This is a genomic window from Roseburia yibonii, from assembly GCF_014297335.1.
In the GTDB taxonomy this organism is placed as follows: domain Bacteria; phylum Bacillota; class Clostridia; order Lachnospirales; family Lachnospiraceae; genus Roseburia_D; species Roseburia_D yibonii.
Window position 1 is genome coordinate 72818 of sequence record NZ_JACOQH010000009.1, and the last position, 12351, is coordinate 85168.

The 12351-nt window shown below is 38.6% G+C and carries 11 protein-coding genes and 1 pseudogene; 5 read left to right on the forward strand and 7 right to left on the reverse strand.

Annotated features, from left to right (window positions below; all coding sequences use genetic code 11):
* Positions 1–15: 15 nt before the first annotated feature.
* Both H8Z76_RS11650 and H8Z76_RS11655 read right to left on the reverse strand, forming a co-directional pair.
* On the reverse strand, positions 16–1569 hold the full coding sequence (locus H8Z76_RS11650) for a relaxase/mobilization nuclease domain-containing protein (protein ID WP_186982563.1): 1554 nt from the start codon (positions 1567–1569) through the stop codon (positions 16–18).
* Positions 1547–1933 (reverse strand): plasmid mobilization protein, encoded by a 387-nt coding sequence (locus H8Z76_RS11655; protein WP_055183012.1) that lies wholly within the window; start codon positions 1931–1933, stop codon positions 1547–1549. Before H8Z76_RS11655 ends, H8Z76_RS11650 begins: the two co-directional genes overlap by 23 nt.
* A gap of 383 nt (positions 1934–2316) precedes the next feature.
* On the opposite strand from H8Z76_RS11655, the gene H8Z76_RS11660 reads away from it, so the two are divergent.
* Positions 2317–2748 carry a GNAT family N-acetyltransferase gene (locus H8Z76_RS11660; protein ID WP_186982564.1) on the forward strand — a complete coding sequence of 144 codons (432 nt, stop codon included), beginning with the start codon at positions 2317–2319 and terminating at the stop codon, positions 2746–2748.
* 42 nt (positions 2749–2790) lie between these two features.
* Here the strand turns inward: H8Z76_RS11660 and H8Z76_RS11665 are convergent, their stop codons facing one another.
* The 4 genes from H8Z76_RS11665 to H8Z76_RS11680 form a co-directional block, all read right to left on the reverse strand.
* Positions 2791–5118, reverse strand: a complete 2328-nt coding sequence (locus H8Z76_RS11665) for an ABC transporter permease (protein WP_173688239.1) — start codon at positions 5116–5118, stop codon at positions 2791–2793.
* 14 nt (positions 5119–5132) lie between these two features.
* Positions 5133–5798 carry an ABC transporter ATP-binding protein gene (locus H8Z76_RS11670; protein WP_173688240.1) on the reverse strand — a complete coding sequence of 222 codons (666 nt, stop codon included), beginning with the start codon at positions 5796–5798 and terminating at the stop codon, positions 5133–5135.
* Positions 5799–5949: 151 nt separating this feature from the next.
* Positions 5950–6981 (reverse strand): sensor histidine kinase, encoded by a 1032-nt coding sequence (locus H8Z76_RS11675; protein WP_173688241.1) that lies wholly within the window; start codon positions 6979–6981, stop codon positions 5950–5952.
* Positions 6978–7667 (reverse strand): response regulator transcription factor, encoded by a 690-nt coding sequence (locus tag H8Z76_RS11680; RefSeq protein ID WP_201856663.1) that lies wholly within the window; start codon positions 7665–7667, stop codon positions 6978–6980. The genes H8Z76_RS11675 and H8Z76_RS11680 overlap by 4 nt, the downstream gene beginning before the upstream one ends.
* Before the next feature lie 219 nt (positions 7668–7886).
* Between H8Z76_RS11680 and H8Z76_RS11685 the strand changes: the two are divergent.
* The 4 genes and pseudogenes from H8Z76_RS11685 to H8Z76_RS11700 form a co-directional block, all read left to right on the forward strand.
* Positions 7887–8219, forward strand: a pseudogene (locus H8Z76_RS11685) (TipAS antibiotic-recognition domain-containing protein); the annotation flags it as partial.
* 278 nt (positions 8220–8497) lie between these two features.
* Entirely contained in the window at positions 8498–8674 is a 177-nt protein-coding gene (locus H8Z76_RS11690) for a helix-turn-helix domain-containing protein (protein ID WP_003864535.1), read from the forward strand.
* Between the two features lie 120 nt (positions 8675–8794).
* Entirely contained in the window at positions 8795–9784 is a 990-nt protein-coding gene (locus H8Z76_RS11695) for a helix-turn-helix domain-containing protein (RefSeq protein ID WP_186982566.1), read from the forward strand.
* A gap of 1 nt (position 9785) precedes the next feature.
* Entirely contained in the window at positions 9786–11177 is a 1392-nt protein-coding gene (locus tag H8Z76_RS11700) for a tyrosine-type recombinase/integrase (RefSeq protein WP_173688246.1), read from the forward strand.
* 719 nt (positions 11178–11896) lie between these two features.
* Here the strand turns inward: H8Z76_RS11700 and H8Z76_RS13695 are convergent.
* Positions 11897–12169, reverse strand: a complete 273-nt coding sequence (locus H8Z76_RS13695) for a hypothetical protein (protein WP_243240541.1) — start codon at positions 12167–12169, stop codon at positions 11897–11899.
* Positions 12170–12351 lie beyond the last annotated feature (182 nt).

Sequence of the window (12351 nt, forward strand, 5' to 3'; positions counted from 1 at the left end):
TTTGTTTTGTAATAGTTATCGTTCGAGATCTTTGGTTTTTGATTTCACTGGTTCTGGAATCTGCATCTGAAGAATGGCATCAACATTCTGATCGGCAGTGTCCAGATCTTTTAATTTTTCTTTCAAGCTGCTTATTGCTTCTTCTTCGGAAGCTATCTGCTGTTGCAGTTTTTCTTTTTGTAAAGTCAGGGTTTTTAGGCTTGTCATCTTTCCATCCTGATAAAAGGATCTCAGCCAATCTCTGGCTTCTTCATATTTCTGAATTTCCTTCGCATGTTCTTTCCGGTACTTTCCTTTGTACTTTGCTTTTGAAAACTGGGAATAAACTTCCTTATTTGCATAGTATTGTCCGGTATAACGAATTTGCTCGTTTAGGATTCTTAGATTAGATCGATGCTGAGTAAACTGTGTCTGCAGTTCAGCCAGTTCCTGCTTTGATGCAAGCAATGTGTTTTTCAGATCTGACTGTGTATCAAATCCATGCTCCTGCACATAGATAATGGTATTTGCCATTTGCTGCAGGTTAGAAAGTTTTACCCGATGAGCATAAGCCGGACTCTGCATTGCTTTCACATTTGTCTGGAGATTTACAACCAGGCGCAGGTGAGATCTGACGTAGAGAATGGTCAGTGGATCCTTGCGTAAGAAGGTCTGTTCCAGGTGTGCTTTTCCATATCGTGTTCCAAGTGCACGTTCAGTGATCCTCTTCTGTCGATCAGGATGAAGATAGCTGTATCTGCCACGATGCTCAATTACAGAAATCTGAAATTGTTCCAGAAGTTTGGATTGGAATTCATCAAAACTATTGGAAGTGGCAGCACATTCATTAATCGCATTTCGCAAATATTCCTTCTGTGTAAGGAACACGGTGGATGTTGGTTTGAGACCATCTTCGATGATTTTCTGATTGATCTCATCAAATTTTTGCTGACCATGTTTCTGTGCCATATACTCTTTCTGAGTGATTTTTCTTTCAGCTGGAGCAAGAAGATCTATCTGGTGAAGTCCTTCCTGTCGGCACCGATCCATGACAATTTTCTTAAAAGTGCTCATGAATTTATCAGTGGAACGATGCTTGTAACCGGCGGCTTCCTCATGTGGTTTATCCATATATGGCTGCCTTTCCACTGCAGTCTTTCGCACACTGTTGATAACGATGTGAGTATGGATATTTCCGGATTCATTGTGGCCATCGGTGTGAGTAACTACCAGTGCCTGATATCCGGGAAACATCTGCTTTGCAAGTTCCAAACTGATTGCCTGTGCTCTCTTTCCGGTAAGACCGTTTTCTGTAACATCGGCTGGATCGTAGCTGATAATGTAGTGATGACTTTTGATATCTTCACGTTTCTTATTCTTATGAAAATGAGCATTTGTCAGTTCGCATTCTTTGTCAAAAGACATCGGATCACAGTTCAGCCCATCCATATAAAACTCTTTTCGCAAGATGCTTCGACCGGATTCATCTACAATCTTTTTCCCGGTTTTTTCATCATGTTCAAACAGAAGGTAATTGATAGCAGCCGAGTAATTAGCATTTCTGCTTTTAATGTGTTTTACGATTGCCATTCATACCACCTGCCAGTTTCAGTACCTCTTTTCTCAATAGGAATAAGTCCGTGATACACTGATGGATTTCGTTTTCTATAGCACGTGACTGACTGCCACCACTGTTAAAATGCTTGGCGATCTGATTTAGATTCGATCCAATCTTTCCATATTCACTGACCAGTTTTCTGAGATCATTCATGTCTGCAACAACTTCAATCTGATGATTGATTTGCTTTTCAAGCAGGAGTTTTCTCAGATATTCTGATCGGCTAATGGACAAACAAGCTGCACCTTGATCTAATAAATCCAGTTCGACATCTGTAAGACGTAATCCTATAAAATGTCTGTGATTCAGTTCTTTATCTTTGTTTTTTGTTCTCATACTCCTCCTTCCGCTGAGACTATTCCTCCCACTGGGAGTCCACGTATTTCAATATCGGCTGTCCCTTCCGATATTAGAAATAGTGCTGTGAACACCTTTAGGTGGAACCAACAGACAAGTGAAACGTCTGTTATTGAGAGGGTATGGGGAGATCCCCATCAAGATAAATCCCATAGGAGAACAGGATGCCAAATGGCAATACTGTTAAACATGGGTGGATCTTGCTCTGTATGTGTACCCCTCTATATAACGAAACGCTCAGAGGCTGTTTTACAGTGGGGGAAAAGAAAAAACATCAAAAAAAATGATGATTAATGGTGAGCTTGTGATAGAATGAAAAAAAGAGAAAAGCATAAAGGATTTAGTTGTGGAGAAAATTTGTTATGATTAGAAAGTTGCTGAACGGAGATATCGATAGAGTCGCTGACATATGGTTAAAGACAAATCTGAAAGCACATTATTTTATTTCCAATCAATATTGGAAAAGTAATTATGAATTAGTGAAAGATATGATGTCACAATCCGAAGTCTATGTGTTTGAAGCGGATAAAATGATACAAGGATTTGTAGGACTAAATGATGAATATATCGAAGGTATTTTTGTCTCTGATGAAATGCAGTCATGTGGCATAGGTAAACTTTTATTGGATTATATTAAGGATAAAAAAGTTAGCTTACGATTAAATGTATACCAGAAGAATGCCAGAGCAATTTCTTTTTACCAAAGAGAAGGGTTCATTGCAGAGAAAAAAGGCTGTAAAAACAGGAACAGCCAGCCCGAAAGAATTTACGGACTGGCTGTATCAGCAGAGTAATGTAATTGTTGAGCTGACCGAGATATGAAAAACTTTCTATCGTCAATTTCGCATTATTGCAATAACAGATTGCTTCTTCCATGAATGAATAAGCAATATTGTCATCAAACTTTCAAGCATAAACATAGCAACAGCAAAAAGAGTAAAAGCAACAACCGGAAATACAAATCCCGTAGACATGCCTGCATTTTTCAAAAATATACCGATTGCATATCCGCCGGGGATTCCAACAACAGCAGTTATAAGCAATGCAATCAAAGTAGTAAAAAGACCTTCCATCATAAATTCTTGCTCCAACTGCTTATTTGTCATACCAATAGATTTTAGTGTGCCCATTTCCTGTTTCTGTGATAAAAGATTTGTCACAGTAAGATTGATTTGATTGATGACCGCAAATATCCACAAGATGGCTGCAATCGCATAAGCTAATGTAAAACCTGCACGATTGTCTGATTGGTGTTCTACAATAAAATCTTGAAGGGTTTGTAAGCGAACATCCCTATTGTCAGAAACGAGTAATTTGAGTTCTTGCTCGATTATCTCCTGATATTCAGCTTCTGCTTGTATTTCGATTGCGTATGTACAGTCATAACCTGCAAGTTCTTTGAGCATATTTTCCGGCATTCTGAAAATATAGCCACCCATTCCATCATTGCTGGAAGTGATTGCACCAATTTTGAATGCTTTTGTTATTGTTTTACCACTATGATTTTTGAAATTAAAGGTCACAGTATCCCCAATTTGAGGTTTCCAATGGTAAACATCATAAATACGTTCGGGATCACTTACAACTAATTCTGTATCATCAGTAATATTTCCAGACAAAACCGCTGCATTTAGCGACGCCAAATCCTTTTCATTATAGCCGAGCATCAAGGTGCTATCTGAAATATCATTGTCTGTTGAGAAATCAACTGGTACGGTAGCATAAGTAAATATATTGCTAACTCCCTCTATATCTCCAACACGCTTTACATAATCAGAAAAATATTCTTTCTGCAAGAGAGCATCCAAATTTTCACTTTCGTTTTCTAAATCAATGCTGATTTTGAAATCTCCGTACTTCATATCCCAATAACGAGCCATACTCTCGGCATTAAAAGAACTCTGATAACTTGCTGCAAGGAAAAATATAACTCCGCACAGTCCCAATGATAAAATGGTCAATAGAGATTTTTTTCTGTTTCTGGAAAAGCTGATTTTCGCTAAATATACAGGCGTAATACGATGTCTTTTGTGAGTGCGGTAATTTACAATTCCCACTGGATTTTTCAGGGCGGAAATTGGAGAAGTATTCGCTGCAATTTTTGCTGGTTTACGAACACTAATATAAACAAGCAGTATTCCAAAAAGGCATGCGCCACATAGAGAAACAATAAATGCAAATACTGACCAGCCTTTTGATTGCAGACAATAGCTGATGATTGTTCCCATGATACTACCAATTAAAATCCCCGGAACTGCAAGCATATAACCCTGTTTAAGAACTATTTTATAAATTTGCTTTTTACTTGCCCCTATTGTCCGAAGCTGTCCGAACTCAGCAACTTTTTGTCCAACCGAAATATAGAAAATGCTGTAAATTACAAGTGCGGCAGCTAAAAACAAAATGGCAGCAACTACACCATATACCGCATAATTACTGAAGGACAAAGTTGTATTTACATAATCATAGTAACTGCTGACTGTCCAATTATTCAGTCCAGTCTCCTCTGAAATTTGAGATAATATTTCTGTTGCTTCGTCTTTTGTAAGGGTATCTGCATTTTCAAGCCAAACATATCCATTAAGCAGGTCATTTCCACGTAATTCCCGGCATTTTTCAAGTGAAACAAAAACAGGATAAGCGGTAGAAGTTTTATCATGGTAAATACCAACAATAGTATAATTCTTCAAAGTACCATCCAGATTCAACTGAACTATGGCGTTGATTTCCGGAGACTTATTTTCACTGGCAAAAAAGGCATCTGTAACAGCAATTTCACTTGCTTTCTCTGGATATTTTCCGTCAAAGGCAGGAATCAAACTAAGCATGTCATCATCATAATAAATCAGAGACAGTTCTTTAGAATTTTCTTTCACTGTTTTGATATTACAGGAAAGTCCTACACTTTTTACTTCTTCGTTTGCTAACAACTTTTCTTTACTGTCCTGCGTAATGTCAAAGAAAATCCCTTGATGTAATCCTTCGATTTCTTTCTGATTTTGATAAATGATATTTTGCACTGTGAGCAACGACATCATTATCATAGCAACGGCTACAATAATTGCCGAAAGGCAAAATAAGTTTTTCTTCTTATCAAAACGCACACTTTTTCGTGCTAATTTTTTAATTACTGCACTGGTATCATTTTCAAAAGGATAATTCATAATTCCCACCTCCTTTAGCCAACAATTTTACCATCTTCAATCCGTACAATGCGGTCTGCGAGTTGAGCGATCTCGTTGTTGTGAGTAATCATTACAATGGTCTGATTAAATTCTCCGCTGGTACGCTTCAAAAGCCCTAACACATCTGCACTGGTCTTGCTATCAAGATTTCCGGTCGGTTCATCAGCAAGGATAATCGCAGGCTTCGTAATTAAAGCTCGTGCAATCGCTACACGTTGCTGTTGACCGCCTGAAAGATTGTTCGGCATATTTTCCAGTTTATTTTCTAAAGCCAACATATACACAACTTCGTCCATAAATTTCTGGTCTACTGTATCGCCATCCAGTTCCACAGGCAGGACGATATTTTCATATACATTCAAAATCGGAACCAGATTATAATTTTGGAAGATAAATCCGATGTTACGACGGCGGAAAATTGTCAATTCATCATCATTCTTTTTTGCGAGTTCTTCTCCCCGTACAATCACGCTGCCGGAAGTGGGGGTATCAAGTCCTCCCATCATGTGAAGCAATGTAGACTTACCGCTGCCGGAAGTTCCAACTACGGCAACAAATTCTCCCTGTTCCACAGTAAAATTTACACCATTAAGGGCACGAGTAATATTTGGTTCTGTGCCGTAATACTTCTTTAAGTCGATTGTTTGTAAAATGCTCATATTCAAATGCTCCTTTCAAGGCTTTCTATCTGTTGATAAAGCCATTGTAAACCACAAATGTTACACAAATGTCCGAGATAGAAAAAATTTTTATCGAAAATCAGGGTGAAATGTTACAACGCTCGGACATTTCAAAAAAAGTGGTTATATCTTACCTTACAGGAAGCATAATAGAAAATTCTGAGCCTTGCCCCAGCTCTGAAACGACCTTGATATAGCCCCCTTGCCTTGTTACAATCTCACGAGCCAAATACAAACCTATTCCTACACCCTGTTGATCGTGTACTTCTTCCTCACGATAGAAGCGCCGGAAGATGGCAGCCTGATTGCTTTCTGAAATGCCCTTGCCGGTGTCGGTCACTTTGACCTCTACGTACATTTCCCACTGAACCACTGATACAGAAATCTTTCCACCTGACGGAGTGTATTTTACTGCATTGTCCAGCAGATTGAAAAGGGCTTCGCTTGTCCACTTGCTATCATGGGAGATTATCAAATTTTCCGGGCAATCCACGGATACAGCAATTTCTTTTTTCTCTGCGGCATATACAATACTGCTCATGGCTTGTGCAAGCGTATGGAATAAGCTGCTGTCTTTCTTTTCTAATCGTATCGCTCCGGTTTCCAACCGGGATGTTTTAACCAGTGCTTGGAACAGAAAATCCAGTTTATCAGTCTGACTGCGTATGCCTTGTAAAAAGTCCATCCGTTCTTCTTCTGAAACAGGCTTTGTTAAAAGTGTGTCCGTTACCATTTGCAAATTGCTGACAGGCGTTTTTACTTGATGCGAAATATCAGAAATCAGCATTTGAAGCTCCTGTCGTTCCATGTCTACCTTGTGTCGGTTTTTCTGCATAATCTCATACAACCGGATTAAGCGGTGGTTGATACGGGCAAAAAGAGTTTCACTATCATTTGACTTTTGTAATTCCTCGCTTCCATCAATCATGTTGTCCAGCGTCCGGCACAAATTAGAAGTAAGATGAGAAAGGCGTTTTCCAAAAAACAGCACCAATAGCCAAATCCAGAAAAATGCACAGAGTGTCAATGTTCCACCCGCTATGAAAATTCGTGTATCCTGCATTATACCGCCGAAAATACCAGTAATTACCAGCATAGAGAAAACCATGCCAGCACTAATCAGTCTACAAATTTTCTTAGCAGAAAGGTTATTCAGTTTCATTTCTTTTCGCCTCCTGTCCATTGATAACCCATACCGTAAACCGTTTTGATATATGTGTCGCCATCCGCTTCAATCTTACTGCGAACGCGGCTGATAGAAGTAGTAAGGGTATGTTCATCTACATATTTTTCATCAATGTCCCACAGCCTTTCCAAAAGTTGTTGGCGGGTAAGTACCTGCTTCGGATTTTTAAGAAATAGGTTCAGCATTTTATATTCCATCGCAGAAAGCGCTAATGGTTTCCCGTTCAAACTTGCAAATTGTTCCGAAAAATCCAGAAACAGGCTACCATCCTCGTAAATATCCTTAGCTGGTTTGTGATGTTCCAACATAGCGAACATGGCTTTGATCTTTCGCTGCAAAGCACTAATCGAAAAAGGTTTCGTGATATAATCCACTGCACCAGCTTCATATCCTTGTATCTGATCGCTTTCCTGATCGTTGGCAGTTAGAAATATAACTACTGTATCAGGATGCTCTGGCTTGATAAGACGGCATAGGTCATAACCATTTCCGTCTGGTAAATTTATATCCAGCAATACCAAATCAAAAATGTTTGTTTTTAATGATTCAGCGGCTGTCCTTGCATTCAGAACAGAAGTTATTGTGTAACCGTCCAATTCCAAATTATAAGTAAGCGTTTTATTCAAAAGATTATCGTCTTCGACAATTAAAATCTGCTTCATATTGTCACTTCCTTTTCTTTTTGCAGATAATATAACAGGCAAATGTCCGAGAATTGTTACAAGGCCAAATATATTTTTCATTTTACAGCTTTTTTCTGTGTACTGCAATTTTATAATCGAGTAGGAGGAATTTCTCTTAAATGAGAAATTCCGACCTCTCACACCACCGTACGTACGGTTCCGTATACGGCGGTTCAATCAACTTAACAATGGGGACAAACCTCTGAGTATAAGGAGTTTGAAGAGAAAACAAAGAACTGGACGAAAGACGATGAAGCTACTGTTGCAAATGAGTTTATGCAATTATTTGTTGAATTCGGACAAATGAAAGAAATGGACCCAGAAGATGAACAGGTGCAGTTGCAGGTAAGGAAACTTCAGGATTACATTACAGATCATTTTTATACATGTTCTGATAAGATTTTATGCGGTCTTGGAAGAATGTATGCCGGTGGAGGAGAACTTACGGAAAATATTGATGATGTTGGAGGAGTTGGCACAGCAGAGTTTGCAAGTAAAGCTATTGATATATTTTATATGAGCAGAATGTAAATTCCAGTTTGTTGAATTAAAAATGAAATAAAGTTCCAGTAATCATAGAGTGTATGGATTCAATTACATATGCTCTTTTTCTTTACTTAATTTCATGAAAAATATAAAAATCTAATGTTACGAGTTTCTTACGAATTGCATTAAAAAAACTCGCAAGAAAACTCGTAAAAAAAAAAGTAAAAAAATTTGCTTTTGACCACTGTAAAACATGCTCTGAGCGTTTCGTTATATGAAGGGATAATTTTTCTTTCATATTTCAAAGAAAAGAGGATAAAGAAATGTCAGAGAAAAGATGTTATACAGTTCAAGAGTTACAGGAAATCTTAGGAGTCAGCAGACCTACTATTTATAACCTTTTGAAGAAAAAGGAATTCCGGTGGATCCAGTTGGATGGCGGAAAGTATCGCATCTCTAAGAAGAGTTTCGATGACTGGCTCGATAACTTGGAACAGTAAAAAACAGGGTGTTGATCAGGCAGATTTTATCTGCAATCGACATCCTAAATTTTTATCTGGATTTGAGATATGATATAAGAAAAAACACTAACACTAAAAAAGACAGGAAGTGAAGAATAAATGGCAACAGCAATTATGAAACAAAAAGAAGTTCCGGAAATGGACGATGTTGAAGAAATCATTTCGAAAATATCAGAAGAAAGTCCTTACAAACGGCGTCCAACACAAAAGAGGACCTGGATGACCGTGCCGGAAATGGGAAAGCTACTGGGATTAAAAAAGACAGATCGATATTGGCTGGTGCATAAAAACGTTTTTGAATCAAAAGAGATTGCCGGAAAGATACGAATCAATATTGCCAGCTTTGAAAAATGGTATGCCAATCAGATTAAATACCATAAAGTTACCGGAGAAGAACCGGGGAAAGAATTGAAATCCTGGTCCTATTCTGTTAAGGAAGTCGCGGATCTGTTGGGTGTTGATGAATATCTTGTTTATGATTTACTCAAGAAAAATCAAATGGAAGCTGTTATTGTCGATTACTGGAAACGAATACCAAAAGAATCTTTTCGGAATTGGTATAAAAGCCAGTCCCGGTATCGAACAAAGGAAGACAGAGAAAAAGACGCTCTTTTGGAAAATGCAACTATTACGATGCCTGAGATGGCACAGCTGCTTGGAACAACCAGAAGTTCAGTATATACAATTCTTGATAATCCGAAGTATAGTCATTTTTTTGAATTCATTGTGATTGCAGAAAAGAAAAGGATCACAAAAGAGAGTTTTCAAAAATTCCTGGAAGGTCAGGACCGTTATAAGCTGGATCCATCGAATGATTATGAAGAACTTGCACAGGAACAGAATATTGCCCTGGCTAATTTCCGGCGGAAGAAATTATCACAAACCGGAATACGAGGAAGCAATGGAAATATAAAATATCTTACTTTTGATGAAGCTTCCTATCTGGCAAAGGTCAGCAGAAGCATGATCAACAAGTGGGCGGATAAAGGGAAGTTCACAGTAATAAAAGTTGGCAGTCGAGTAAGGATCTGTCGGGATGAATTTGAGGACTGGATGGAACAAAGAGATTTGGAAAGGAGCATGCAATAATATGGCATCTATAAGAGAACGAAATGGAAAATTTAATGTAATCTATTCTTATACGAATGAAAAAGGTGAGAGGAAACAGAAGTGGGAAACCTATGAAACGAAAGCCGAAGCAAAGAGAAGAAAAAAAGAAATTGAATATAAAAAAGAGATGGGATCATTTGTCGTCCGTAAATGCAAAACACTGGACGAGCTTATTACAGAATATGTTGCACTTTATGGCAAAGAAAACTGGGCGCTTTCTACATATGAAGGAAATGTCTCTCTTATCAATAACTATATTCTTCCGATCATTGGTGATACGAAACTCTCAGAGATCAATACCAGATTCATCGAAAGATATTATCAGAGTCTTTTGAAGAGACGTGCAGTTATCAATCCATTGAATAAAACCAGTCGAAATGAATTTGTATCTTCCAGTACGGTCAGGGATATTAATAAGCTGCTTAGAAACTGTTTTGAACAGGCAGTGAAATGGGAGTTGATGGAGAAGAATCCTTGCACCCATGCGACTGTACCAAAACATAAATCACAAAAAAGAGACATCTGGACAGCGGATACATTAATGTATGCGCTCAGTGTCTGTGAAGATGAGCGATTAAAGCTTGCAATAAATCTATCCTTTTCATGTTCCTTACGACTTGGTGAGCTGCTTGGTCTTACCTGGGATTGTGTAGATATTTCTCCTGAGGCAATTGAAGAAAACCGTGCATATGTCTTCATCAACAAAGAATCACAGCGTATAAGAAAAGAATCGTTGAATGCATTGGATGGAAAAGATGTGTTGTTGGTATTCCCGACAAATCATAAGAAGAATTCTACGGTCCGTATTCTGAAAACACCAAAGACAGAAAGCAGTGTGCGTAAGATATTCTTACCAAAGAGTGTCGCTAATATGTTGGTAGACTGGAAAGCGGAACAGGATGAAATGAAAGAAATCCTTGGTGATGAATATATGGACTATAACCTGGTTATGGCAAGTACCTTTGGGCTTCCTCTAGGAGATGGAGCAATACGTGGTCCTTTAAAAAAACTGATCGAGGACTATAATCTCCCACCGGTTGTATTTCACAGTTTTCGTCATAGCAGCGTTACTTATAAGCTGAAATTGAATGGTGGAGACATCAAGGCGGTACAGGGTGATTCCGGCCATGCTCAGGTCAATATGGTTACGGATGTGTACTCTCATATTCTGGATGATGACCGAAGGAAAAATGCAGAGCTTTTTGAAGAAGCGTTTTATGAGAAAAAGAATCTGGATCCACAGATGCATGTACAGCAGGAAAATAATAATGCAACTGTTGCTGATGAAGTCGATCCGGAACTTCTGGCAAAAGTGTTGGCAAATCCAGAGATGCGGGCATTGCTCAATTCACTGGCGAAGACGATGAAGTAATTAGTCTATCTCCATCATATCTATTGGAATCTCCATCATTTGATGATGGAATGATGGAGATTCAGTTACAAAAAAGGTTACAGATATTTTTACTGAATAAAATTTGCCAGTCAAAAACGCATGGACAAACCGTCTCGTATGCGTTATATTATTTATAGACAAGAAAATATCTTGTGCTTTCGATAGGAAGTTTAATTGAATACTGTTTACCATGATCGAACGTACGAAGCATGGTGGTCATATAACAGATGTCGATGGTAATATCAAGGCATTCCCCAATTATTAGCTGGAGCAAACAATCAGCTAACTTTCAGAGCTTTACAGAGCTTGACAGAGGGGGTATTCAGAATAACTCGAATTGAATCGGAAACAGTTTTATATAGTATCCCACTTGGGTTTACCTTACCTCAGATTGACAGAGAGTGACAATAGGTTGGAGCTCTCCTAAGGGGAAGGCCGGGGGTTCGAATCCCTTTTGGCGCGCCAGATAATAACGCCGAAAGCCTTTGTTTTCAAGGGTTTTCGGCTTTTTTATTGAGCAGTAAAAGAAAAAATAATCAAGCTTCGCTTGGAGAGGTTTTTCTCTTTTATTGCTGCAAGGGAATCATGGTTCGGGTGTTTCGTATCGCTTATATTATACAGTAAATTCAGTGGTTTTGTACAGTAGCTAAATATTTAGGTGATTAGCGGCGTTAAATACGGTTGGTGTCGGATGACCTTTATTTGCCCGAATTATTCTTTTCGTACATGGCGATGGCAAACGCAAGCATCTGTTTTCCGGCTGAATCAGAAGCCACTTCCTCAAGTTTTTTTGCAAAATCTTCATCTTTCAGAGAGATTGTCACTTTGGATTCAGAATCCGATTTGCCAGAGCGACTAAGGAATTTTCCAATCGCTTTTGCTGTGTCAATTCTTACGCTGTCCTCCGGCGTTTCGTAATAGTCCTGTATCGTACTCAACTGACGATGGGCGGTATCCTTAGCCAAGCTCACATAGTCATGCCTGTTATAATCAAGTTTTTTTGTGATTGAGAAATGCCTTAGGCTATACAGGTCTACTTTTGGAAGTCCTAAAGGCTCATAGAGTGAACGGAACATATCATCGGCGTATTGTGAACTGATATGCGTACCATCCTCGTGAGCAAATATCAAATCATCATCAATGTAGCTGTCTC